This is a genomic window from Novipirellula methanifontis, from assembly GCF_052161655.1.
GTDB lineage: Bacteria > Planctomycetota > Planctomycetia > Pirellulales > Pirellulaceae > Novipirellula.
This window is the reverse complement of record NZ_CP197418.1, coordinates 7,587,195-7,613,591: the sequence shown is the minus strand read 5'-3', so window position 1 is coordinate 7,613,591 and position 26,397 is coordinate 7,587,195. Positions and strand designations below refer to the sequence as shown.

At 54.4% G+C, this 26,397-nt stretch carries 17 protein-coding genes; 11 read left to right on the top strand and 6 right to left on the bottom strand.

Translation table 11 applies throughout. The features are described from left to right. The first annotated feature begins 5 nt into the window (after positions 1-5). The 8 genes from SH528x_RS27235 to SH528x_RS27200 all read left to right on the top strand — a co-directional run bounded on the left by SH528x_RS27235 (position 6) and on the right by SH528x_RS27200 (position 9,716). Positions 6-1,409: a UdgX family uracil-DNA binding protein gene (locus SH528x_RS27235; protein WP_442506596.1), complete on the top strand. Its 1,404-nt coding sequence runs from the start codon at positions 6-8 to the stop codon at positions 1,407-1,409. 204 nt (positions 1,410-1,613) lie between these two features. Further along, positions 1,614-2,672: a ligase-associated DNA damage response exonuclease gene (locus tag SH528x_RS27230; protein WP_442506595.1), complete on the top strand. Its 1,059-nt coding sequence runs from the start codon at positions 1,614-1,616 to the stop codon at positions 2,670-2,672. Continuing rightward, a complete protein-coding gene (locus SH528x_RS27225; RefSeq protein WP_442506594.1) occupies positions 2,669-4,264 on the top strand; it encodes an ATP-dependent DNA ligase in 1,596 nt (531 codons plus the stop codon). Before SH528x_RS27230 ends, SH528x_RS27225 begins: the two co-directional genes overlap by 4 nt. A gap of 228 nt (positions 4,265-4,492) precedes the next feature. Further along, positions 4,493-6,985, top strand: a complete 2,493-nt coding sequence (locus tag SH528x_RS27220) for a ligase-associated DNA damage response DEXH box helicase (RefSeq protein WP_442506593.1) — start codon at positions 4,493-4,495, stop codon at positions 6,983-6,985. A gap of 3 nt (positions 6,986-6,988) precedes the next feature. Further along, entirely contained in the window at positions 6,989-7,684 is a 696-nt protein-coding gene (gene pdeM, locus SH528x_RS27215; RefSeq protein WP_442506592.1) for a ligase-associated DNA damage response endonuclease PdeM, read from the top strand. Positions 7,685-7,797: 113 nt separating this feature from the next. Further along, on the top strand, positions 7,798-8,712 hold the full coding sequence (locus SH528x_RS27210; RefSeq protein ID WP_442506591.1) for a YihY/virulence factor BrkB family protein: 915 nt from the start codon (positions 7,798-7,800) through the stop codon (positions 8,710-8,712). A gap of 261 nt (positions 8,713-8,973) precedes the next feature. Beyond that, complete coding sequence (locus SH528x_RS27205; protein WP_442506590.1) at positions 8,974-9,231, top strand: GlsB/YeaQ/YmgE family stress response membrane protein; 258 nt, start codon at positions 8,974-8,976, stop codon at positions 9,229-9,231. A gap of 125 nt (positions 9,232-9,356) precedes the next feature. Further along, positions 9,357-9,716 carry a cupin domain-containing protein gene (locus SH528x_RS27200; RefSeq protein WP_442506589.1) on the top strand — a complete coding sequence of 120 codons (360 nt, stop codon included), beginning with the start codon at positions 9,357-9,359 and terminating at the stop codon, positions 9,714-9,716. 12 nt (positions 9,717-9,728) lie between these two features. Here the strand turns inward: SH528x_RS27200 and SH528x_RS27195 are convergent, their stop codons facing one another. Further along, entirely contained in the window at positions 9,729-11,855 is a 2,127-nt protein-coding gene (locus SH528x_RS27195; RefSeq protein ID WP_442506588.1) for a neutral/alkaline non-lysosomal ceramidase N-terminal domain-containing protein, read from the bottom strand. A gap of 333 nt (positions 11,856-12,188) precedes the next feature. Here SH528x_RS27195 and tgt point away from each other — a divergent pair, with 333 nt between their 5' ends. Then, entirely contained in the window at positions 12,189-13,325 is a 1,137-nt protein-coding gene (tgt, locus tag SH528x_RS27190; protein WP_442506587.1) for a tRNA guanosine(34) transglycosylase Tgt, read from the top strand. Between the two features lie 214 nt (positions 13,326-13,539). Here tgt and SH528x_RS27185 read toward each other — a convergent pair whose 3' ends face one another. The 3 genes from SH528x_RS27185 to SH528x_RS27175 all read right to left on the bottom strand — a co-directional run bounded on the left by SH528x_RS27185 (position 13,540) and on the right by SH528x_RS27175 (position 19,230). Beyond that, the gene (locus SH528x_RS27185; RefSeq protein WP_442506586.1) at positions 13,540-15,009 is read right to left on the bottom strand and encodes a hypothetical protein; all 1,470 of its coding nucleotides are present in this window, start codon (positions 15,007-15,009) and stop codon (positions 13,540-13,542) included. A 259-nt stretch (positions 15,010-15,268) separates the two neighbouring features. Next, entirely contained in the window at positions 15,269-15,601 is a 333-nt protein-coding gene (locus SH528x_RS27180; RefSeq protein ID WP_442506585.1) for a hypothetical protein, read from the bottom strand. A gap of 260 nt (positions 15,602-15,861) precedes the next feature. Further along, a complete protein-coding gene (locus SH528x_RS27175; RefSeq protein ID WP_442506584.1) occupies positions 15,862-19,230 on the bottom strand; it encodes a PVC-type heme-binding CxxCH protein in 3,369 nt (1,122 codons plus the stop codon). A gap of 156 nt (positions 19,231-19,386) precedes the next feature. On the opposite strand from SH528x_RS27175, the gene SH528x_RS27170 reads away from it, so the two are divergent. Both SH528x_RS27170 and SH528x_RS27165 read left to right on the top strand, forming a co-directional pair. Beyond that, entirely contained in the window at positions 19,387-19,857 is a 471-nt protein-coding gene (locus SH528x_RS27170; protein WP_442506583.1) for a hypothetical protein, read from the top strand. A 246-nt stretch (positions 19,858-20,103) separates the two neighbouring features. After that, the gene (locus SH528x_RS27165; RefSeq protein ID WP_442506582.1) at positions 20,104-20,802 is read left to right on the top strand and encodes a DUF1003 domain-containing protein; all 699 of its coding nucleotides are present in this window, start codon (positions 20,104-20,106) and stop codon (positions 20,800-20,802) included. A gap of 61 nt (positions 20,803-20,863) precedes the next feature. On the opposite strand, the gene SH528x_RS27160 is transcribed toward SH528x_RS27165, so the two are convergent. Next, positions 20,864-22,543 (bottom strand): arylsulfatase, encoded by a 1,680-nt coding sequence (locus SH528x_RS27160; protein WP_442506581.1) that lies wholly within the window; start codon positions 22,541-22,543, stop codon positions 20,864-20,866. A gap of 69 nt (positions 22,544-22,612) precedes the next feature. Next, positions 22,613-26,371 carry a CHAT domain-containing protein gene (locus SH528x_RS27155; protein ID WP_442506580.1) on the bottom strand — a complete coding sequence of 1,253 codons (3,759 nt, stop codon included), beginning with the start codon at positions 26,369-26,371 and terminating at the stop codon, positions 22,613-22,615. Between the last annotated feature and the right edge of the window lie 26 nt (positions 26,372-26,397).

The window sequence follows — 26,397 nt, the reverse complement described above, 5'->3', positions numbered from 1 at the left end:
ACGCGATGACTTATTTCGTGAATGTCGAAACGTTTTCGCAGTGGCGTGATGAAGCACGCGCGTTGTTGGTGGGTGGTATTAAACCATCGGAAGTTCACTTCGCTAGCACTGCGGATCAACTCTCGCTGTTTGATGTTGCCCCCGCCACTGAATCGAGCAATGTCGTTCCCACGGTGCCGCCTGCGTTTCTGGAAATTGCCAAGCATGTTGCCTGTCATCGGGACGGGGGCCGATGGGAATTGCTGTACCGTACGCTGTGGCGATTGACGCATGGCGAGCGGCATCTGCTTGAAATCTCGACCGATGACGATGTGTACACGCTGAATCAGATGAAGAAAGCGGTCACTCGCGACGTGCACAAGATGAAAGCGTTTGTGCGGTTTCGCAAAGTCGTTGCGGAATCGGAGACTGAGGATGCGGACCAGACGGTTTACATCGCATGGCATCGGCCGGAGCACCGGATTGTCACGTTAGCGGCTCCGTTTTTCTCGCGTCGCTTCAAGGCGATGAATTGGACGATATTGACGCCGGACGAATCCGTTTCGTGGGACCAACGCGAATTGCGATATGGCCCCGGCGTTCCCGTCAGCGAGGCACCCGACGCTGACTCGCTCGAGGATCTTTGGAAAACCTATTACGCGTCGATCTTCAATCCCGCACGCGTCAAAGTCGCGATGATGAAACGCGAGATGCCGGTGCGTCATTGGCCAACGCTGCCCGAAACCGAATTGATTCCCGAATTGCTTCAGCAAGCTCCCACTCGCGTGGCCGAGATGATTGCCAACAACGAAGGGTTCGCTGAAACGGCCACGCACTACATGCCCAGCGACACGTCCTTGGATTCACTAAAGTTGGCTGCGACGCACTGTCGCGCTTGCGATTTGCATCAGTGTGCAACGCAGATGGTGTTCGGCGAAGGTCCGGCATCGGCGCGAATCGTGATCGTCGGAGAGCAACCAGGCGATCGTGAAGACATCGCGGGACGCCCCTTTGTCGGTCCCGCCGGTCAATTGCTTGACGATGCCTTGCAAACCTTGGGGATCGACCGCGATCACGTTTATATCACGAACGTGGTCAAACATTTCAAATTCACCGAGCGTGGCAAACAGCGTTTGCACAAGAAGCCAAACTCGCGAGAAATCTTTGCCTGTCGGCCTTGGTTGGAAGCTGAAATTGCGACGATCCGTCCCGAGACGATTGTGTGCCTTGGCGCGACGCCGGCGTCCGCGTTGTTCGGGCGTGATTTTCGCGTTACCAAGCGACGAGGCGAAGTGATCGCAACGGATTGGTGCAAGCGTACGATAGCAACGTGGCACCCCGCCGCGATTCTGCGGATGCCCGACCCCGATCGACGTGCACAGATGCGGCAGCAATTCGTTGCCGATCTTGCTCTGACACTCGTTCGATAGATTTTTGAGCCGTGACGCGTGAGCGGCCGGGTCTCACGCATTACCCAGGGCCTTGGGAGAGCGTCCGGCTAAAAAAAAAATCACAACCCGCCGCGTAAGCGAGGGACTACTAGCTGATCGCATCCGTCAAGCGAAATTTTCGGAACGAAATATGCCTAGGTACTTAATGCACACCGTTGCGTGGACGCGACCAACGAGAGAAACATGAACGAATTATTAGAAACCACACCGAGAGGGCTGTATTGTGCGGCGGGCGATTTCCATATCGATCCGCACCAAGCGGTCGATCGTGCCGTGGTGACGCACGCGCACACCGATCATGCTCGCTGGGGGTGTCGTCGTTATTTGGCGGCCGAGTGGAGTGAGCATTTATTGCGGATGCGAATGAACGACGATGCCGAGTTTCAATTTTTGCCTTATGGCGAATCGATCAAGATCCGAGGCGTTGACGTCAGCTTTCATCCGGCCGGTCATATGCTTGGTTCGGCCCAAGTGCGGCTGGAGTACCGGGGAATGGTTGCCGTCGTGACGGGCGATTACAAGTTGGGGGCTGATCCGACTTGCGAACCTTGGCAACCGGTCCGATGCGATCTGTTGGTGACCGAGTCGACGTTTGGATTGCCCGTCTATCGCTGGGATCCCGAACAAACGACGACCGATTCGATCAACCAGTGGTGGCGTGACACCCGCGATGAAGGCCGATGTTGTGTGTTGTATGGTTATGCGGTCGGAAAGAGTCAGCGATTGATCGCAGGACTTGATCCAAGCATCGGGCCAATCTATACGCATGGCGCCGTCGAAAAGGGGACCGAGGCGTATCGGAAAACCGGTGTCACGCTGCCGCCAACCACCTACGTCGGTTCGGTTGAGGGAAAACATGATTACAGCGGGGCGATGGTTGTGGCGGTACCGAGTGCTCATGGGACGCCGTGGATGCGTCGCTTCGGTCGCATCCGCACCGCGATGGCGAGCGGATGGATGGCGGTACGCGGAGCCCGGCGGCGGAGATCGGTCGATCGTGGGTTCGTCGTCAGCGACCATGTCGATTGGCCATCGCTCTTACAGGCGGTTCAGCAGTGCGATCCCGAAATGGTTTGGGTGACGCACGGCTATACTGCGGCGGTGGCTCGCTACTTGCAAGAGAACGGGCGAGACGCACGCGTGATCGATTCACGAGGTCGCGGTGAATCCGACGAGGATGCTTCGGCGTCGGGCGTTGACCAGGGATCGGATTCGGGCGCTGACCAGGGAGGTGAGTCATGATTCGCTTCGCAGCCCTGTTTACCGCCTTGGATTCGACTACCAAGACAAACGAAAAAATCGCTGCGATGGCGAACTATTTCGCAGATGCGACCGCGGCCGATGCAGCTTGGGCCACGTTCTTTTTAGCGGGCAACAAGCCGCGACAATTGGTGCCGACCAAACTGCTGCGTTTGTGGGCATCCGAAGAAGCGAACATCCCGTTGTGGTTGTTCGAGGAATCGTATCACGCGGTGGGTGATTTGGCGGAATCGCTTGCCCTCGTGGTGCCGCCAGGCGAATTGGTGGACGATTTGTCGCTCGCCGAGTGGATGGAAACTCGATTGTTGCCTCTTCGCTCGATGGACGAAACGCAACAACGAGAAGCGATCACGAAGATCTGGCGTGAATCGACCCCGAGTATGCGGTTCGTCATCATGAAGTTGGTCACCGGTGCATTTCGAGTGGGGGTGAGCAAACGGTTGGTGACGCGGGCGATCGCGATGCAATCAGGAATCTCGGCAGATGTGGTTTCGCATCGTTTGATGGGTAATTGGAAACCGACCGCTGCGTTCTTTCAAAAGCTGGTCGATCCTGATGTGCAGGACACCGTCGCGAGCCAGCCCTACCCGTTCTGTTTGGCTCATCCGATCGATATTCACGAAGGCCCCGAGTCGTTGGGGCATTTCAATGACTACGCAGCCGAGTGGAAATGGGATGGCATCCGAGGTCAAGTGATTCGTCGCAGCGATCAGACGTTTATATGGTCGCGTGGCGAGGAATTGATGGAAAATCGCTGGCCCGAGATCGATTCGGCCGCGGCGCTCATTCCCAACGGCACCGTGATCGACGGTGAAATCTTGGCGGCCACGGCGGATGGACAAGTGTTGCCGTTCGCTCAATTGCAGCGACGCATTGCCAGAAAAACGGTGGGCAAGAAATTGCTCGCAGAGGTGCCAGTCGTGTTCCATGCATTTGATTTGCTCGAACGCGACGGCATCGATTTACGCGAGCGTCCGTTCGTCGAGCGACGTGCCGCATTGGAAGACTTATTGCGAGATATCGAGCATCCGAGTTTTCGCGTGACAAAGTTGATCGAGGCCCAGTCGTGGGAACATTGGGCTGAAATTCGCGAAGGCAGTCGTGATCAGAATGCCGAAGGATTGATGCTAAAACGCAAAGATGCAAAGTATGATGTCGGCCGCGTGCGAGGGACATGGTGGAAGTGGAAGGTCGCTCCGTACACGATTGATGCTGTGTTGTTGTATGCACAAAAAGGTCACGGAAAACGGGCCAGTTTGTATACGGATTATACGTTTGCGTTATGGGATGGCGGGACGCTGGTGCCCTTTGCCAAGGCGTACAGTGGATTGGATGACAAAGAGATCCGGCAAGTCGATCATTTTGTCAGACGTAATACGAAAGAGTCGTTTGGTCCGGTACGCAGCGTGACGCCAACGTTGGTGATGGAATTGGCGTTTGAAGGACTGCAGCGATCTCCGCGGCACAAGAGTGGAATCGCGACGCGGTTCCCACGCATTGTCCGCTGGCGTCACGACAAGAAACCCGAAGATGCGAACCAGTTAAGCGAATTGTTGGCCCTATTGCCAAACTAATTTTCCCGTAGCGAAAGTCGCCAACGGCTTGTTGATTTAATCCAAATGCAAATCGCAACGGTGAGCCGTGGGCCGTAAGGCACCGGGTGGTGCTTGGGACCCGGCCGCTGACGCGTCACGGCTCACTAAATCAACAAGTCGCCAAGACTTTCGGCATCACGGGAGATGGAAATTACCGAAGAGGAAGCCGATGACAGGCTGGAAGCCTATCCCACATTGACACTTGCCATGCTTCAAACTCGACCGCAATCCGAAACGCCATTGCAATCGGTTGATCGCTACTTTGCATCAATCGGCTGGAAACCATTTCGTTTCCAACGTTCGGTGTGGCGGGCTTACGCTGGCGGATCAAGCGGGTTGGTTCATTCAGCGACTGGAACCGGCAAAACGTTGGCGGTTTGGATGGGCCCGATCCTGAAGTGGATTAAAGAGAACCCGGATCGCACCAAGTGGAATCCGAAACGTCCGCCACCGGCCCGCGTTTTATGGATCACGCCGCTGCGAGCCCTGGCGGGCGATACCGAGGCTTCGCTGCGTGCTCCACTCGAGGGACTGGGGTTGCCGTGGCTGCTCGAGTCGCGGACCGGCGACAGTAAGGCCAGTGCCAAAGCGAGACAGAACAAACGTTTGCCAACTGCACTGGTGACGACGCCCGAGAGTTTGTCCTTAATGTTGACGCACGAACGTCTGCTTGACCAATTGCGGGGATTGGAAGCGGTCATTGTCGACGAGTGGCACGAGTTGTTGGGGACAAAACGCGGCATCCAAACCGAGTTGGGATTGGCCCGGTTGCGGAAATTAAATCCGCAGCTTCGTATTTGGGGAGTGTCGGCGACGCTGGGGAATTTAGACGAAGCTCGCGAGTCGTTGGTGGGCGTTGACCCGGTCGGCGAGGTTCGGGTGATTCAGGGCTATACAAAGAAACGGTTGAGACTTGAATCCTTGATTCCGGCGAACATGGAACGCTTTCCTTGGACGGGACACATCGGGACCAAAATGGTCCCTCAAGTTGCCGAGTTGATTGCGAAGGTAAAAAGTGTCCTGGTATTTGCCAACACGCGTTCGCAAACTGAAATTTGGTACCAACACCTTTTGAAGCATCGGCCGGATTGGGCCGGAGAGATTGCCCTGCACCATGGATCGCTTGATACCAGCGTTCGCCGCTGGGTCGAGAACGGATTGCGTGGCGGTTCGTTGCGAGCGGTTGTCTGTACCAGCAGCCTGGATCTAGGAGTGGATTTCACGGCGGTCGATCTGGTCATTCAAATCGGCAGCCCTAAAGGTGCCGCTCGCTTGCTGCAACGTGCCGGTCGAAGCGGTCATCAACCCGATGCCGAGAGTCGCTTGGCATTTGTGCCCACCAACGCGATCGAGCTGATTGAGCTTGCGGCCGCGCAAGATGCAATCCGCAAAGGACATCTCGAAGCACGGCCGTTGCTGCGGAAACCACTGGACGTTCTAGCACAACACGTGGTGACGATTGCCATCGGAGGCGGCTTTGCGGCCGACGAATTATTGCAAGAGCTACGCACCACGTACGCCTATCAATCGCTGAGCGATCCCGAGTGGCAATGGGTGCTCGACTTTGTAGTGCGTGGCGGCAAGTCACTCGAGGCCTATCCGGATTTCCACCGCGTCAATGTGCATAGCGGTCGCTACATCGTCGAGGATCGCCGGCGGATCACGGCACATCGGATGAATATCGGCACGATCGTTTCGGATGCGTCAATGAAGGTCAAGTTTTTGAAAGGCAAAACGCTAGGGACTGCCGAAGAGCACTTTTTGTCAAAGCTGAACCCGGGCGATCGTTTTCTGTTTGCGGGCCGTTTGGTTTCGTTGGTTCGCGTCCGAGACAATGTCGCGTATGTCCGCCGAGCAACGGGGGAACCCGATTCCGTACCACGCTGGATGGGCGGGCGAATGCCGTTGTCCAGTGAGCTAAGTGCTGAACTACGTTTGAAGATCGAGCAAGCATCGGCTGGCAAATTTGTAGGACGCGAGATGAAGGCGTTGCGGCGTTTGTTCGAGATCCAAAGTCGCTGGAGCGTGCTGCCGCGAAGTGATCAATTGTTGATCGAACGGATTGAGACTCGCGGTGGTCACCAATTGTTTTTGTTTCCGTTCGAGGGACGGTTGGTCCATGAAGGCCTGTCCGCATTACTGGCGTATCGAATCTCGCGGTTTCAAAAGACGACTTTCACGATGGCTTGTAATGACTACGGGATCGTCTTGCAATCGCCACACCGGGTCGACATTCAAGACGCGATCGCTCGCAAGGTGTTTTCGGCCGACGGTCTCGTTAACGATATTATGAACAGCATGAATTCGACGGAGATGGCGAAACGTCAATTCCGGCAAATCGCTCGTGTGGCCGGCCTGATTCAACAGGGGTTTCCTGGACGAGGAAAAAGTACAAGCCATATCCAAGCGAGTAGCAATTTGTTCTTCGACGTTTTTAGTCAGTACGATCCGGATAACTTGCTGTTAGAGCAAAGTCGTCGCGAGGTGCTAGAGTTTCAACTTGAATCGTCCCGCATGTTAGACGCACTCGATCGGATCGAGCGAAGTGAGATTGTGGTCACGGAGCCACCCAAAGTAACGCCGTTATCGTTTTCATTGTTGGTCGATAAGTTGCGAGAACGTGTCAGCAGCGAAACATTGGCGGATCGAATTCGTCGATTGCAGTCGCAACTAGAAAAAGAGGCTGATAAGGAGAATTAAGGGATGAAGCAAATCATGGATGTGGACTTAGCGGGCATTGCGTTGCAACTGCACGCCGAGCGAGCGGTGTTTTGGCCAGAGCAGCGGACGTTGTTTGTGGCGGATACGCATTTTGGCAAAGCAGCAACGTTCCGACGTCACGGCATCCCGGTACCAAGCGGCAGCACGGCGGGGACGTTGGGCAAAATCGAGTCGTTGCTGCGATCGACCGAGGCGACTCGATTAATCATTCTCGGTGACATGTTTCATGCCCGATCATCACTATCGCCTAAGGTGTGCGAGTTGCTCGAGGCCTTTTTTGCTAGACACGACGAGATCGAGTTCACCTTGGTGCGGGGCAACCATGACGCCCAGGTCGGGCCGCTGCCGTCATCGTGGCCGATCGAGGTGGTTGAGCCTGGCGTTCGGATGGGATCGATCGCACTGGGGCATCATCCCACGCCCGTTCCCGACGATGCCTCGTTGTTGTTGTGTGGGCATCTTCACCCGGCAGTTCGCTTTTCCGTCGGTGGTGAGGATTTTGGTAAACTGTCCTGCTTTTGGCTTTCCAAACGTTGCTTCGTGTTACCGGCGATTGGTGAATTCACCGGTACACATGCAATCCGGCCGCAATTAGACGATCAAACTTGGATGATCCTTGACGAAGATAAACATAACCGCGATCGCGGTTCCTCGTTGATTCATCAGCACCATCGATGACATGGTGAACGTGGTATGCGGTTTGCGTGGTTTTGGTTGAGGAATGATGGACGTCGCTGTGGTACCACCGGCGGCATGCCTTTTAATCTCACCGGTAACCACGAACGGCTCTGATGGAATATTGGAAACAAACCTTCTCGGAATTCTCTGCAGATCGTTGTACAACGCTCGCGGCAGCGTTGGCCTATTACACGGCCTTTGCGTTACCGCCGCTGTTATACCTGTTGTTGACGGTTTTGACGTTTGGAATGTCGCTCGCCTACGACTCGGATCACGCCAAGGCCGAGGCTCACGAGGTTTTGACGACGCAAACGGCGCAGTTGATTGGAAACGAATCGATCAGCGAAGAAATCTCCGCGATTCTGAAAAGTAGCGATGAAACGTCGGGTAAGTGGTGGAAGACACTACTCAGTTTCGGCGGCATCGTGCTAGGAGCGACCGGCGTGGTCGCTGCACTGCAAGACGCCATGAACCAGGTTTGGGCGGTTCGTCCCGACCCGGACAAGTCAGGTGTGAAGGCAATGCTTCGCAAACGTTTGATGTCGTTTGTGATGATTCTTGGTTTGGGATTTCTGTTGCTGGCATCGCTCATTCTTTCCTCGGTTGTGGCGGCGGCCGGTGAGCGATTGACGGAATTGATCGGAATCCGCTTCGGCCTCGTCAGCGGTCTTAGCTATCTGGTTCAAGCGGCGGTCGTAATGATCGTTTTCGCGTCAATCTTTAAGTGGATGCCTGATGCCAAAATCCAGTGGCGAGAAGTGATGGTGGGTGCATCGATCAGCACGGTGTTATTTCTTGTCGGTCGATTCGCACTCGATTGGTACTTCTCGTTTGCCACGCCAGGAGCCCAGTTGAGTTCCGCCGCCGCATCGATCGCGGTGCTGTTGGTTTGGGTTTACTACACTTCGATGATCGTGTTGTTCGGAGCCGAGTGCAGCCAAGTTTATGCCGTGCGTTACGGTCAAGGCATCCGCCCCAATACTCATGCCGTGCATGTGGTCGAGTCGATCGAGCGAACTTCAACGTAGCGAAACTCGCAAAGAGTTTCGTTGCGGCCAAGTAGGAATTCTGAAATTGTCGTGGCGTTCGCCGTTTCGTGGCCCCTGGTCGCTAGCCCGTCAATCTGCTTGTTCACCGAGCAATTATTTCGACGAGTAGCGTGTATTGTGGTCGTTTATACAACGCTGCGTCATGAACGCTAAATGTTTTGCTAGCCGTGAGATCGCGGCACATGATTCGCTACGTTTAAAAGCTGAAACACCACTACTGTTATTCAAAGGAACCACAAAATGTTAATACCCATCATCGGTTGGATGATCTCGGGATTGATCATCGGTTTGATCGCGCGTGCTCTCGTTCCAGGACGCCAAGCGATTGGCTTGATGCGAACAATGTTGCTCGGAATCGTCGGCTCGTTTATCGGAGGATTCGCAGGCTTTTTGATCATGGGTGGCGAGCCGCTGCAAGCCTCCGGTTGGATCGGATCAATCGTCGGTGCAGTCGTCTTGCTGGTTCTGTTTTCGCGGCGTGACCGAGTGACGGCCTAGTTCCCTGCCGACGTTTGTAATCAGGTAAATATTGGGTCATTCACAGCATGAGCGACGTCACACCGGCTGATACCGAACGACGTGCTTAATGCAATCGTCCGGCTCATTCATTGGAAGTATTGAAAATGGATATTCCTCAAATTCACTCCGAATCCGATGGTGCGATCGGCACGATGGGTCAGATCCACCTGGCTGCGGGAAAACAAGTGGCGATGCGTCAATGGCGTGAGCAGCCAAGCGGATTTTCGGAATCGCATTCTCGTGAGTACGAGACTGTTGGCTTCTTGCTTAGCGGCGTTATCGAAATCGAGTTGGATGGCGGAACCGCCACGATCCAAGCTGGCGATTCATGGCTCGTTCCCGAGGGAGCACCCCATCGCTATCGGATCGTCGAGCCGATCGTGGCGATTGAAGCCACTAGCCCGCCCGCCTGTTTCGGCGAGCGTGACGAAATAGAGTGCATTAAACACAAGCATACGAAGTAATTCTCGGTGATCTCATTTGGCCGAAATTTGCTTCACTTCGTCGGCACTAAGGACGCGATCAAAAAACGCCGCTTCATCAAGTCGGCCTTCCCAATTGGAATCGTTGTCGCTGCGTCCACCGACAAAAATCTGATCGATCCCGGGCTGGGCCGCTGCAACGGAGTCGCTCTGTAGTTCGGCTGTCTCGTTACCGTTTAAATAAACTCGTACGTTCGAACCCTCGCGAACAAGCACGAGATGGTTCCATGTCCAACGTGGGATCACGGTTTTTCCAACCAGCATCTCGTTGTTCGTTCCCTGTTTGAAGATCAAACGCCCCGCTTCGTCACCGCTGCCGGCAACGCCTAAATGTTCGCCGAATGGGGTAATGCTGTGGGCGTGGTCACGAGAAAACAGCCAACCAGAAACGTCACGAGCCTCGTTGGGCATCCCGTTCCAAAACCACATCGACACACTGTAGCCCTGCGGCGTGTTTCCGATTCCAGATCGCAATCGACCGCCCGCGAAATGGGCACAACGATTCGGGTCATCGGTGGCAGTCAATGCAGCCGAAGCGGGACCTTCTAAAAAGAACACAACGCCTGGTTCGTAGGTCGCATCGCGATGATTCGTGGTGCTGTCGCGAGCAATCGGAGCTTCCATATCGTCGAGACGCCAGTAAGCAAATGGTTTCGCGTCGATCGTTGCTTGACACGTTGGGCCCTTTGCTTGAGTGATGGGGCGTCGCGGTTTTCCAGAAACCTGTTCGATCAGCCGCATCGCTGCGGCAACGATTTTGGGTTCGGCTTGCACTTCGAGTCCTGCCGAACGTGCTGCCCACGTGTTGTAGCCACCAAGAGGATGCTGTTCCGCAGGCGGGATGTAACCGTCGGCTCCGTTGGCAAGTTCAATCACCATCGTTTTTTCAAATGGACTTTGTTGTTTCAGCTTCAGCCCCGAAAGAGCGTACGTTTCGTTGGGCGTGGTGGCGATTGCGATGTCGCCAATTCGCATCGCTTGCACCACTACCTCGGTCGACTGCAGATCGTGCAGCAAGACTTGTTCGCGAGCGTAGACCTCCGTGGTGGTCTTGGGCAATTCTCCCTTGAAAGTTTCCACAATTCGCTGAGCCCACTGTAGCCGTTGCTGATCGGGGACGCGGTAGTTCAAGCGGAATCGAGATTCTGCCATATCGATGGTATCGGCGTCGTCGAACTCGATAGTCTCGAGCGTTTCGGTGGCGATGTTGAGCAGTGCATCGGTATAGGATTGGATCGTGTCGTATTGACTCGGCTCGGCGGTGGCATAGTCGCGTCGCCAAATATCGCCACTGCATCCGTGTGACATCGTGGCCACGACATTTTTGGCGTCGGGGTATTTTTGTTGGATGTAGTTTTGCATGCCATTGCAGTACAGCCCGTAGTAGTCGGCACTGATCGGAGAATCGCCAAAGTAATGCATCGAGAAATTCGACAGCACAGCGATAGGGACTCCGGCGTGAGATTCAAACGCGATCATCGACAACTCAGGATCTTCGGGACCCGATTCGCCAGTGACGTCGTCGGGGTTCCGGCCGGCGTGCATGTTTGCGCGAATGGTCGGGTTGCCAAAGGGATCGTTGTCGATTCGGTCGGGACGCCGAATCCAACGTCGTAGTGCGGTGAATTCCGCCGCCTCCGCAGATCCCCAACCAACTCGGGCGGGTTGCAAATTGGCTTCCGCGTTGACGATTGATTCGACGATCCGCTCTCGCAGTAGCGGGATGTAGGTCAGATCGGCATCGGTACCCAATGCTCCGAACGCCGACGGCGCGGTGTGGGTGTGAGTTGCCGAGATCATGATGTGATCCGGCTTCAATTGAGTGCGTTTAGCCGCTCGATTTTTGGCGTCATCCAACAGCATCTTGGGCACCATGCAGCTATCAACCACGACCAGGGCGATCGATTCGCTTCCGTCACTGATCACGATGGCTCGCGAACTGACGGGCGTTTTGATTTTCTCGGCGGTATTGGACGTCATGCCTCCGTTGACGAGCACTGGAAATTGTGTCGGCGAGACATCGACAATGGCCGCACCGACTTGCAGTTCGGCCACGGCGGCTGAGTTCGATAGAAAAGTCAAAGCGGTGGCGAGCGTTGCGGTTAGACAGAATCGATTCATGGCAACTCGGGTGGTTGGAAGGGGCGGGGGTCGGAAAGGTAGGACTGGCAATGGGATTGCCGGTGGGGTCGGGTGACCATTCTAGTGGATCGCGAAACGCGAGGGGGCGAGACGAACGCGGGGGAATGCGAAAATCTCGGTTGGCTCACCTTTCCACATCGTGGTCGGTTTGTCAAAACAGAGATCTGAGCGGGTGTCTCAGTCGATCCCGCTCTCCCGATCGGTCCCGGGATGCGGACATTTTGTCCGCTATCGCAACGGATGTGGGGGCGTTTTGCCGCTTGTTTCCTAACCCGTCATCTTTTGATTGATTCCAGTCACGCGTGAGCCTTGATGAGCCATTTCTCTTACGAACTTTTGCATCGCGATTCTGAAACCGGTGCCCGCCGTGGTGTTTTTTCGACGCCCCATGGCACCGTCCAGACGCCTGGGTTTATGCCGGTTGGGACGCAGGGCACGGTCAAAGGGGTTACCATCGATCAAGTGGCGGCCACCGGTGCTGAAATGATCTTGGGCAATACGTACCATCTTGCTCTCAGACCAGGCCACGAAACGGTGCGTCGATTGGGAGGATTGCATGGAATGACGCTGTGGGAAGGCCCGATCCTGACCGACAGCGGCGGGTTCCAAATTTTTAGTCTCCAGTCGATTCGCGAGATCAATGAACAACAGGCGACGTTTCGCAGCCATATTGATGGATCGATCGTGCAGCTGACCCCCGAGCACAGCATCGAGATCCAAGAGTCACTCGGCAGCGATGTCGCAATGGTGCTGGACCACGTGGTGGCACTGCCGGCAAAGCGATCGGAAGTCGTCGATGCGATGGAGCGTTCGATTCGCTGGGCCCGTCGCTGTTTGAACGCGGCAACGCGTGATGACCAAGCACGGTTTGCAATCGTCCAAGGTGGATTGGATACCGAATTGCGAGTTCAATGTGCGACTGAATTGTCGTCGATGAATTTCGAAGGCTTTGCGGTGGGCGGTTTAAGCGTCGGCGAAGCTCCTTCGGAGATGTATCGCATCACCGAGGCCACCTGTCCTCATCTGCCCGAGCACAAACCGCGGTACTTGATGGGCGTCGGACGGCCGATCGATTTACTCGAAAGTGTTGCTCGTGGCATCGACCTGTTTGATTGCGTGATGCCCACTCGCAATGGACGCAATGCGATGGCGTTTACCGATCGCGGTAACGTCAAAATTCGCAATGCAAAGTATCGCGAGGAAACTCGGCCGCTCGAAGAGCACTGTCCTTGTTTGGCGTGTCGCCACAGTCTTGGGTATCTGCGGCATTTGTTTGTTTGCAAAGAAATGCTCGGGCCGATTTTGTTGACGATCCACAATTTGACGTATTACCAACGCGTGATGGCCGAAGCACGCCAAGCGATCGAGAATAACACGTTCGCTCAATACGTGATCGACAAAAAAGCAGGCTGGGGCATCATCGACGAAGCGGATGAAAACGAGGGATAGGCCTCCAGGCTTGTCCGGCAATCTGAGTGACTCGCTTTTTGCACGAAAGTCCCAAATCCGTTAAGTTCCGACCGGATGTCTTACGCGGCAAAACTGAGCCGGCGGCGCTAGCCGCGGGCCTTTTGGCGCGGATTTCACGTTGCCCGCGGCTAACGCCGTCGGCTCACAGGGACAGACGAAACTCGAGCTTTTTAGTACGGGTAACGACGTTGCCTTACCGCAGTGCCCGTCGTTCGATTGCGGTTCCAGTAGGAGCCACTGTCGCGACGGTGGCGGTACCGATTTCGTCGTTTTGGCGTCGTCCCCCTCGTTGAAGGTAATCGCTCCAGCGACGTCCTTTGCGTGAATCAGATGGGCCTGGTGCAATTAAGAACACGGCACCGAGTCCGAACAGCAGTCCTGCAGATGCAGAACCCAAGGTCACGAGCGTGCCGCCTGGACCAATCGGTTTTTCCGAGACTTGAGGTGGTCCAAGCTCAGCGACGAGATTGGTTGAAAGTGCTGCATTGCGACTGGCCTGGGCTTCCGTCAACGCTTGCTGCGCTGTTTCCAGTAGTGTGGTGCGATGATCGACTTCGGCATCGACGTTTGAGTAATCGGTTCTTGCCGCAGCGAGGGCTTCGAGACGCAATGTCAATTGATCCCTGCGTTCTTTCAAACGCAACACGCGTTCGTTTTCTTGTGCCAATGTCGGTTGCATCGCCATGACCGCAACTGCCGCTTCATCACGCATGCGGGAACGAATTTCGAGTTCCGTTGCTTTTGCGTTTTGCAACGCAGGGTGATCCTCTGTGCGATTCGCCGCCAGTTCACTGCTGCGGATCTGTGCATCGATCAAGCCATCTTTCAAACGAAGTAGCGATGGTTGAAGCGATAGCAGATCGCTACCACTAGCTAACAAATGGTCAGGGTTCTCCGATCCCGCGACAAGCAACTCGCGAAGCGAATTGAGTTTTTCAAGATCCAATTCGGCGATTTGCAACTCGCGAACGGTTTCTTCGAGGGTGCGGCGGTTGGTTCCATCTCCAGCAATGGCATCGTTCAAGTTGCGAAGTTCGCCAAGGTCCGCAGCAAATTTAACTTCATAGACACGCATCCGTGCCGATGCAGCATCAAGATTTTGTTGAGCGAGATCACGTGCCTGGTTCAATTCCGAGATCACACTGTCTGCCCGCACTTTACGAATGTTTCGTAGATGAAATGTCAGGTTATCGAACATTGCTCTGCAGAAGTCGACAGAACGTTGTTGGTTTTTCGCTTTGACTTGCAAATAGACCACTTCGGTGCTGCCAAACTCAGACCCCTGAGGTGCGAGCAAGTTGACGGCATCTTTGGCGATGCGGTCGACGACGTCCGAGGGTGGCCAAGTTGGATCCGCAGTGCCCGATGGAGGACCGATCTGTCGCAGTGCACCGGCAACGACTTCAGGATTCTGCGTCATTTCAAGAATGGTTTCTTGCGCCGACTTTAGTTCGGTCTGGCTGCTGAAACGGCCAAGGCGTTCGAGTGAGCTGGTGGCTTCGTTGCGTACCACGAGCGGCAAGCGGGCTGAATAAATATCGCTGCTGAACAGCGCGAAACAGACACCGACGAAGGCGAACATGACAGTCGCGCCCATCCACAATGGGGCAAAGACAACAAGGACGTTACGAACGTGTTTCCACGGAATCGGAGCAGATGACATGACGAGTCTCGACGTAAAAGTTTTCAGACAATACGCTGAAACTTAGGTTTCAAATTGCGTCGTGATTGAAAAAAGACGACGAATCGCATGTTTTTTGATGGGTTGGGTCGAGCAGGAAGGTCCGATGTTTTCCGGCGTTTTCATCGCCGAGGCCGGACGGCTCGCAGTTTTTTAGATGCATCTGCAGCGTGCAAACGATTGTGACGTTTGGACCGGTTGATACGACGTGCTGGATAGACACGCGAGACGCAAAATCGAGTTACGCTAGTGCGGGTTGGTCGGTGTACAGCGTCAATAGTTGGCTTTGTACCTTGACCGCACGAAGCAATGTCCACAATTGATCGGGCGTGAATTGCACGGGTCCGTTATTGCACATCAATTCGAGTTCGTCCGCGACTGCCGCGTGTTGGTCCGCAGCGGCTTCGAGTCGAAACGTGGCGTTTTTCCAAGCACGAGTGAGTGCTTCGCTATCAGCGAGGTCGTCCGAGTCTTCGGATTGAGTCAAGATCAGCAAGCTTAGCCGTGCCACCTCAAGAGGTGACAATTCAGGGCGAAGGTTGATGATTCGTTCAGCGAGTTCGTGGCAAGTCATTGGAGATAAGGTTCCGCCTAAAACTGCGTCAAACTGGTCTTCAGTTTGTATTGGCAGTGTGGTCAAGGAATGGGCTTGACGATACATGCACGGCAATTCAACTCGCTCGGTGCATTATCGAACGTTACGGCCCCCCCGTTCTGTTCGCAACAATGGAACGAATTACAGAAACTTAAGTCACGTTTAAGACGCACGCAAGGAATTCCACGAAACCTTTGGAATTTGAGTGTGCGAACGTTGCATCGCGAGCCCATTTTGCCCTACTCGACGTCGCTCGAAGCGCGAGGATCCACCTTCAAACTCGAAAGATATGCGACAAGGTCTCGCAGCTGTCGTGGCGTCATTTGTTTGATTAAATCGTCGGGCATGGCCGAATTTCCCGAGCGACGCGCTACGATTTCGTCTTGAAAGACCCGCTTCAGAGCCCCATCGCCCTGGATCAGTTCAACAAAATCATCATTCTCGCTTTTTACGATTCCTGTAACTACCTGTCCATCTTCGTTAGCGATCACTGCGGTTTCAAAGCCTTTGGCAATCGCGGCGTTGGGCAAACAAATTGCTTCAAGCAAATAGCGGGACTCTTTTTCTTTGCCGATCGTGGTCAGATTTGGGCCCACTTCGCCGCCGGCGCGATCGACTTTGTGGCAACGCACGCAGGACAATTCGGTTTTGGCAAATAAGACTTTGCCTTTGTCCGCATTGCCACCTTCTAACGCGACTAGCCATTTTCCGAGTGGATCGGTTTCCGCAAGCGTTGCCTGATACGCATCCAGCTCGTCTTTAACAGTCGCTGGCAATTTCCCACGTGCGAGCAACGAATCGACCGCCTCGACGACATTCAATTGCACCTCCGGAGCGAGCTTGCCCTCCGTGATTCGTTTCGCCGCTAATTGAACGGCTGCAATCGCCCGCGGGTCATCGGATTTCGCCAATGTGTCCCAAGCGAGTTGTTGGATCGCACTGCCGCGACTTTCGGTAGCGGCAATAAAGGTTTCGATTGAGGCCGCCAGATCGTGCTTGGCAAGCACCTTAAGAGCAGCTTCGGCAAGCGAATTGGCGGGAACCAAACGAACTTCTTTCGCAAGCTTGACGGCTTGAACCGTGTCAAGTTTTGCCAGACCGATAAGTGCGGATGCGCGAGCAGTTGAGGTTTGCTTTGTGTCGTTCACACGTGCGACCAATGTCGGAGCAATCTTTTTGACACCAAGCTTGGATGCAACTTCAACGGTCTTTTCACGAACCGCTTCGCTTGAAGTCATCAATGTCTCCATTTGCGACTCAATCGCGGTGACGGGATCGGTTGCGATGCGTTCGCTCAAGGGACGAATGTCATTGAGCACACGGTCGCGGGGGTCGCGGTTGCTCCAGTTCATCAACGCATCGAGGGCCTCGATTCGCATTGCTTCAGGCGTGGTCAATCGTGCCGCAAACTTGGCAAGGGCTGCGGCCGATGCCGAAGTGCCAAGGCGATAGTTCGCATTGATCACCCGCCGCAATAAGGGCAGATTCGCAGAAGGCGTCTCAATGAACGCAGCAAGCGATCCCAAGGCGACGGGAATCGGCTCGTCGTGAATCGCACGAGCCGCTTCCAGTACAACCAGTGTGCTTTCATCGGTTAGGAATTTAGAAACTTCACCACTCTTCATCCTTCTCAACGCCACAACCGCACTGCGGCGAACGGCTTCGCTTGGGTGCTTGTTTAGCTTCCCAATGGACTCGGCCGAGCAGGTGCTCGAAAGATAAACTTGGCCCGCGTGTCGTAGTACTGGGTCCTGATTGTTGTTTTCGGCGATCAACTGTGTCACTGCGGGCATCGCTGATCCGGCTTTTAATTTTGCCAGCGCCATGACAACGAAGTAACGCACTCGAAGTGACTCGTCTAAAAGCATCTTTTCCAGTGCAGCGACGGATTTTGCGTCACCACGGACTCCCAGCACTTTGGCAACAGCGGCACGGACGATCGCATCCGCGTCGGTGACCAGCGGTGTGACCGCGGCGGCCACTTCGCTGTTCTTTGCAGGATCGAGTCGTGCGATTTGATCAGCGCCCCAAATCGCGTGCAGTCGTGCCAAGCTGGTTTGTTTCGTATCGACGGCAAGCTTCAGCAGCGCCGAAAGTTCGACTCGACGTGCGAGTTCCCATTGGGCTTCAAGGCGAACACGTTGATCGGCATGGCTCAAATCAACAACGAGTTGTTCGCTTGCACGTTTGGACCAATCGCTTGCGAGAATTGAATTGACTTCGGTCACAATGCTCGAATCACGATGTTTCGGATGGGTGACACGGTACATTCGTCCTTTGCCGACGCCATCCCATCCATCGACCCAATCGCTAACATACATCGCCCCATCCGGTCCAAATCCAACGTCGGTCGCCAACACGGACCAGACAGGTTGCTTGTCGTCCCCAAATGTGTATGACGCGCCTTGAGCAGTCAGTTTGAAAGATCGAACACCGCTGTTGCTTGGCGTACCGCGAAAATCGCAGATCAGAAAACGACCTTTTAAGTCGTCGCCAAACCCGGTGCCGGGATAGTAGGCAAGACCGCTGGGCCCATCGGTGAAATTGGCAATCGCGGGAACGATGTACGATGCCTGCTCGGGGTGCATCGGTTCCCATAATCGTTCTTCGTTGTAGGGACCACGCGTAGGCAAATATTGGTAGTGCATCCGCCATCCGTAGTCGCCATCTTGCAGCAACTGAAAGACTTTCGACTTGTCACCGCTGTCGCTGTTGTTGTCGACGGTGAACCAATCGCCAAGCTCATTAAACGCCAACTCCTGTGGATTACGCAAACCGTTGCAATAGACTTCCAATCCGCTGCCATCGGGTTCACAGCGGAAAACGGCACCGACTGCCGGATTCGCGAGCACTTTGCCGTCGCCCGTAGTGACGTGATAACCGCGGTCACCAATCGAAAAATAGATGCGTCCATCGGGCCCCTTGATCAATCCGTGCATATCGTGGCCGCGAAATGCGACGCGGACCCCGTAGCCATCCGATAACGCGACTCGCTGGTCCGCGGCCCCATCATCGTCGTCGTCGGTCAATTTCCAAAGACGCGGAATACAGGTGTAGTAGACGTCTTTGCCGCGAACGAGAATTCCAGCACCAGTCCCTTCTTCGAGTTGGTTGAACCCATTGGCAAACAGATCGCTGCGGTCGGCTTTGCGATCTCCGTCGGTGTCGACTAGGCGGCGGATGCGGTCGTCGTGCTGAGCATAGGTGATGGCCGCATCACCCAGCAGCCCACGGTGATAATTGATGCGATCTTGCACGGTTTTGGCGGACAAATCGGCCAGCAACCAGGCGTCATCGTGACCCCGATTATCAGTCACCCCGCGGTTTTGCCGAAACGTTTCACAGAGAAAAATTCGGCCTTGGTGATCGACGTCAAAGGCGACGACGTTGGCAACCATCGGTTCCGCCGCAAACAAATCGATCGACCAACCCTCTTTCACCGCGATCGCTTGCATGGCCTCTTTGGCTTCGCTGGAAGCCTCTGCCACTTCTGGTTCGAGCGGTTTAGTTGCGGTCGATTCCACCCCAATCGCAAGCGAATTTAGACTCAATCCGAGGACAACACAGCAGCGGGCGAAGGACGAGATTGAAGAATTGAGCGGTTTCAAGGCGGTCTCGATCAAGCAGAAAGTGTACGATGGATTCCCGGTAGTCCTAAGATAGCCACCCCGACCCAAAAGTGGCAACATTTGCGGGCCAATGTTTTCGAATAACAGTGGCGTTTTTAATCAATTCAAGTCCTTGTATCGACTCAAGCAACTGCGATGACACACGACGCCTCTGCAACACCGCAGGACGAAAGCGAGAAGCCGAGCTCTCTCGATGCCGCGACCGGGAATGACGTTCCTATACTCGCTTCGCTTGTGGATCCCCATGCGGTCCGCAGCGAAGCAAATCGGTCATCGCTGAGCGAACAAGATTCCGCAATCCGAACCGGGTCGCCATTTGCCAAAGAGCCCGAACCGGCCGAACAGCCCGCTCGTGCGGAGGACGTGTTCTTTCAGGCGACACCGCTTCGCTACACCTCGATCGGAGCCGTCGCCGCAGCCACCCTCGTCGTTCTGTTTGCATTGGGGGGGACGATCTGGTTTCCCGCGGGTGGAACCTTGGTAGCCGGATTAGGTTGTCTGCTCAGTATTTTGGGTCTGTATTCGCACCAGCGGATCGCTGCGGCCAGTTTGCTAGCTATTCACCTGGTGTTGTTCGTCGCCAGCTATAGCCGCGTGTTTGTATAAGGCGGGGCGAAATGGCACCTCGTTCCTTCGATGTCAGACGAGTCCAAGACGCAGTGCTGCTCCGATCTAGGTGCTGCTCCAATCTCGTCGCGAAACACCGCGTGACGTTGCTTTGAATGACAGGTCATTTATCTAAGCTGACACTCAGATCCTTGATTGCTTTTTCGATCGCTTGCAAGTGCATGCCGAGCTTGTTGTAGTCGAAGTGCGTCGAGTCTATTCGTTTCTCATTGTGAAATCCGTCTTATGCGAAATCATGTTCATGTCACCTGTTCCGTCTGCAAAAAACAATTTGCACTCGCGGATGTTTCGCCCAGCCGACTGGTTCGCCCCGCGATGGCAGCCCTGATTGCCGCCGATCATCCCGATTGGAACGGCGACACCTATATCTGTCAAAATGACTTGAATCACTACCGAAGCCTGTACGTTCAAGGCGTCTTGATGGAAGAAAAGGGAGAGTTGAGCGCACTCGAAAAAGAGGTCATCGAGAGTCTTCGCCAACACGACATCCTGACTCAGAATTTGAACGAAACGGTCGACGACGAATCCACACTTGGTCAACGTTTGGCAGATCACGTTGCCTCGTTCGGCGGCAGTTGGACGTTTATCATCCTGTTTGCCAGTGTGTTGGTGATTTGGATCATGATCAATTCGATCGCCATGCTTAGCAAACCGTTCGATCCCTTTCCGTTCATCCTGTTGAACTTGGTCCTGTCGTGTCTCGCCGCCATCCAAGCGCCTGTGATCATGATGAGTCAGAATCGCCAGGAAAGCAAAGATCGCCTAAGGTCCGAAAACGACTACCTTGTCAACTTGAAGGCCGAACTCGAAATCCGCCATTTGCATTCCAAGTTGGATTTGTTGCTGACCCATCAATGGCAACGCTTGCTTGAAATCCAACAAGTACAAACCGACTTGCTCGAAGAGATCGGGAAAAAACGATGAGTAGCAGTGCACCGATCCCTGCTTCCATCCCCGATGGCGATGCCTAGCCAAAAGCAAAACATTAAAACATTTTAGTGCACCTGAGCCGCTGCGGTTTGCTTGATCGGTTAAGACGAACACGTGCGGACGTCGGAATGATTACCTCAATCTCGGTGACAATATCATCACAAGGACACGACTTCGCGTCGTTCCGCTTTTTTCCTTGCCGCTGGGTCATCGTTTGCAGCGGGAACGACTTTAAATTTTTTGCCACTGGCTTGCGAAATTTTGGTGGGGCCTGGTCGACTTGCTCGGCGGCCGTATGCCAAAGCCCGCTCAGTTTTTCGGTCAACTCGGGCTGTTCCGCGGCAAGATCATTCAGTTCCGAACGATCCTTGGCAATATTGTAAAGTTCCCAGCGTCCCCCTTCGGCCGAGACCACCTTCCAATCGCCGCGTCGCAACGCACGGTTATCGGAAAATTGAAAATAGAGCCACTCATGCCCCTCACGCCGCTGCCCTTTTAGAATCGGCAACAACGAAACGCCTTGAATCGGTGTCGTTCGCTTGCCATCAAACTCGTCAGGATATTTTGCGTCGGCCACGTCCAGGCATGTCGCCATCAGATCGATCAAGTGCCCCGGTTGGTCACTGATCGTCCCCGCTTCGGCCTTCAATCCTTGCGACCAATGTGCGATCAGCGGTGAAGAGATGCCGCCTTCGTGCTGGTTTTGTTTGTACCAACGAAACGGTGTGTTACCCACATGCGCCCAACCGACATCGTAACACCAGTAGGATTTGGGATCGCTGGGATCAAGCTGTTTGCCTCGAGTCCGATCGAAGGGACACGCTCCATTGTCGGAACAGAGCAAGATCAGTGTGTTGTCATAGACTGCTTTGTCTTTTAGATGTTTGACGAGTCGGCCAATGTTTTGATCGACACAATCCACCATTGCCGCAAACACTTCCATGCGAGCTTCCTCCCACGCTCGTTCCTCATCGGTTAATTCGTCCCAGGCGGGGATGTAGTTCGGTCGCGAACTCAGTTTGAATGAAGGATCGATCACACCTTCGGTTAATTGTTTGGTGTAGCGTTGCTTGCGAATGGCATCCCATCCCGCCGCGTAGCGACCTTTGTACTTTGCAATGTCGGCTTTCTTTGCCTGCAGTGGATAATGCGGCGCATTGAAGGCAATGTACTGAAAGAATGGCTTTCCACTTTCGATCCCCTCATCGATGAACTGTTTTGCAAAGTCAACATTGGCATCAGTGGTGTAAAAATCATCACCGAAATCGGACCATGGCTCGCCGTTCAACCGAAACGTATCGTCGCCGACAAAGTAATTGGTCGCTCCTGATAAATGGCCCCAATAACGCATGAAACCGCGGTCGGTCGGCTGCTGATCCAAATGCCACTTACCGGCCATCGCCGTGAAGTAGCCATTTTGCTGCATGACCTCAGCAACCGTGATCGCCTTGTCCAACTTTGCATTGCCTGCTTGGAACGGGTACTTGCCGGTCAACAAGCAAATTCTCGAGGAGTGGCATTTCGCAGTGTTGTAAAATTGGCTCATCCGTAATCCGTTGCGAGCCAGCGCATCGACATTCGGCGTTTCAATTTCGCTGCCGTAGCATCCGAAATCCGAGAAGCCAAGGTCATCGACCATCATCAAGACAATGTTGGGCCGCTCGGCGGCAGCGACCAGCGTTGGGGCGACAAGCATCCACAAAACAGCGACACTGTAAAGAAAACGATGGAGCATCGAAGAAATCCGCAAGCGAGGATAGAGAGGGACACGGAAAGTCACGACGAGATCGTTATTGAACCATGTTTAGGCGAGTCGGAATCGACCATCGCCATACAAAATATAGTTGGCCCAGTCGTTTTGCTCAGCAAGGGCAAGCTGTTTTCGTGCTTCGGTCACCGAATCACGAAGGGTCAATCCGGCGGTCAATCCATTGTAGATACTCAGGGCGAACGTCGCAGCTGCTTCGTCTTCGACCTCCCAAAACGTGCCGATAAATGCTTCGACACCGCTACGCAACACCATCTCAGCGAGCGAATAACTGGCGTGTTGCTGCGGTTTCGTTTCGCCTCGGACACGCCCCGCTTCACAGGCATTGAAAATCACGACCCGTGGGATCGGCGTGAGCGAGCTCAAATCTTGAGCGGTTAAAATCTCATTCCCCTTCAGTAGAAGCCCTGACCGAGTCCGATCGTTTTCATCAAAAAACGCGTGACCACAATAGTGCAACACATCCACTTGCTGAAGCATTCCGATGACGGCGTCGCGCGTCGCTGGTTCGTCACCATCTCCTTCCCCCAGACAGATCAACTGCACATCGTTTCCCATCGCAACCAGCGTTCGCTTGATGGCTCGGCCCTCGCGACGCGCTCCCGCAAGATTATTTGTTGGATCGATGACCAATCCCACACTCAGTTTCCGCGACAATCGAGGGCCACCAAACGAAGTCGACATCCGACTTCCCCCCACGGCTAACCAGCGGTGAATACCACCACGAATCGCGGGTGCTCCGTCGACCAAATCGCCACCCCCAAACCGCATCATCTCAAATGGGATCTGCGACGCAGCGGCATTGTGTGTGATAGCGATCGGGCAATTCTGGCAATGTTGCCAAAAATCATCGACGTTGTCGGCAAATAGTAGACGTGCCAAGTCGTTCCCTCGCTGACGAATCTCTGCTTGGCTCGGAGTTTGCTTTCCACTAACCCCCGACCCTTTCGCAAAGTGACTAAGCGTTTGTGGATCGAGTTCCACGGCATGAGTCCAGGCGACGCCGGTTCCTCGCTGAGGCAACGCGGTCACGTCAAGCAGGCCATTTTTATATTTGATCGTCAGATTGAACCAGGGATAGGCCGTTGGCGGATCGGCTTGAACGGGCTTCAAGACTGTCGTTACATCAGTGTCTTCACGCTGCCGCAATACTTGTAGCAACTGATTGAACCGCTCTTCGTCGGCTTCGACCCATTTGATCAACAAGTCATCCGGATGACTCTTAAATCCAGCTAACATCGCTTGCACTGCGTCTTCGTATCGATTTAGTGTTGAACCACCAAACGTAACAACGGCAAGCGAGTGAAAACCTTCGGCGCGGCACTTCAGCATCATCTCTCTGGCGGCTTCAGTGATCGCCTCTCGCACTTTCGTCATCGTTTCATTATTCTCGGACACTTTGCCGAGCGAGACTGCGCAGAGATAATCTACATCGAGTTGGTCACTGCGAACGCCAATCAAATTGCCGGATTGCGATTGAGCTTGACGAACCATCCCGCCGGTGATCCGATCGATTGCTGCACCTGCGCCTTGTGGATCCACATCATCGAACACCGGCAACGCCAACACATCGGCTCGGGTTACCGAGGTAACGTTGCCATGAATCGCCTCGATCCGAAGTTTGCCCTCACGAACGGTACGCAACGCCCGCCATCGCATCAGTCCTTCGGAAACGAGCGAGCTCAACAAGATCGGGTCGGTCGCACTCCAGAGCACTTCGTTTTGTCGTCGATCGAGTCCATTAAAATTTCGCCACTGCACGTCATCATCACCCAGAGTCTTGGCAAATTTGGCTACCGATTTTGCTAACGCCAACAAATTTGCAGGCAGATTCATTTGACCACGTTTTGGATGATGATCGAAATCCCAGACGAGGCCGGCGAAGCGGCGATTGCCACCGTAGGTTCGCTCGTCCCAGAACGAATCGCCGTCTTCGCGTTGCTGCATCAAACGAGTCAATCGGCCTGTTAGACCACCAAATCCGCCGCATAAATAAACAGGCTGGCCCGCTTGGATTGCTCGGTATACCTCTTCGGCAATCCCGGGGAATCGGCCGCCATAACCCGCGCCACGTTCGATGTCTCTCGGCAGACTTTGTCCACCAATTGCGACTCGGGCATCAGTCTCGGCGGTCATCGCCGCTCTCATTTCCGAATACACCAATCCAAACGGAAGCGTCGCGAGTTCTTCAGGCGAGAAAATCCTAGCATCCACCAGATCTCTTGACTTACCGAGGTGCCGAATTTGACAACGGACCGCTTCCGGGACGTTCTCAAGCTTCGAAGTGGCCGCTTGGAATACACGTAATCGTTGAGCAGGGCTGATTGCCGTTTCGTTGTACGTTTCGATCAATTCGCCAAGCAGAGGTGCCATCGATGTCGCATTGCCCGTCTTGAATCCACCGCCGTAACTGATCGATGCTCCACCCCCGATTAAAACACGGGTGATTTGAACGGTGGCGTCCTGTAAATGCAGCGGCGTTTGTCCCAAGCGAAAGTCGTCTGCGCGAAAATTCGATACTGAAAATCCGACTCGAATCCCATCCAGCGGGGTCACTAAACGTCCCGAAGCGTTTTTGACTATCCCACGCCCCATCAACGTCGAAGGTGTGACCGGATGCAACAGTGGCGCGGCCGCCCGCAACACTTCGCGACTCTCGGGCGTCAACGCAGGATCAGGATGCAACACGGTCCTTGTTCGTGCGTTTCGCAGCGGACCGCTTGTCAAATCAAGCAGTTCCGGAGCACGACCAATCACCGCGGTATTCACCGGTAACTGTGCGGCTTCGATTATGCGATCGGCAATCAAGTGAAAATGCACATGCCGTAGATGTTCGACCGCCGCCAGACGCAATAGGGTTTCCCAGTGCAATACACGCCGTTTTGGCACCAAACATTGTCCTGCCAAAGGCCCAGTCGCAGTTCCTTCGTTTTCAGTGGTGTCGATCGTAGGGAATACCCAAGAACGCGGTGGCACCCACACGATAGGCCACCCCTGCTTCTTTGCCACGATGATCTCGCGATTTTGCAGACGTGTTTCTCCAGCTTGATAACTCTGAAGCGACACGAGCACACCGGCCAGTCGTGCTTGAGATTGAACCGCTTGATCCACCACCGTATCGTCGAACGAATCAATCGACGCAAAATACTGCCACAATGGTGAACGCTTTGTACCCGCGGATTGCAGCGATACCTTTCCGCTCTCGGGATCAGGTTCTGCAGCAGTTTTTGAGAGAAAAAAATGAGGTCGAGTCAACTGAAAACGCTTGCCCGAATCCGATTCGACGTGAATGTTAAAGAAACATTCCCCCATCGTTTTCAATACGGAATCCACTACCGTACTGATATCATCTTTGCCTAATACCGAATCAGCGATTCCAACATTGGCGAACCGCTTGGATTCACCGAACCAGCGGCGATCAGACGGAACAAGTAACTTGGTTAGTTGAACGTGATTGCCGCCGTATTGGTTCAGCCGGGTGACCGTCTCGTCGGGTTCAAGCAGCAGCGAACTGGTCCCTGCCACCATGACTAACAACACATGCTCGGCCAACACCGCCAGTCCCTGAGGTTGTTCGTCGGCGTCTCGTTCATCCCCGTCTAGCACATCGGTGTGTTGCGTCGCGTGATCCGTTAAATCAATATCAATCGCGACTGGAATCCCAGGGCCAAACGACAAAGGGTCGTCGGGATCTCGAGTCAACACGCGGTACAGTTCGCGTCCGAGACGTTTGGCCCAGGGGCGATCTTCGTCGGACACTCTCGCCACTGCGACACAAAACAGTGGCCGATTCATGGGGGCTGGATCGGGAAGATGAGACA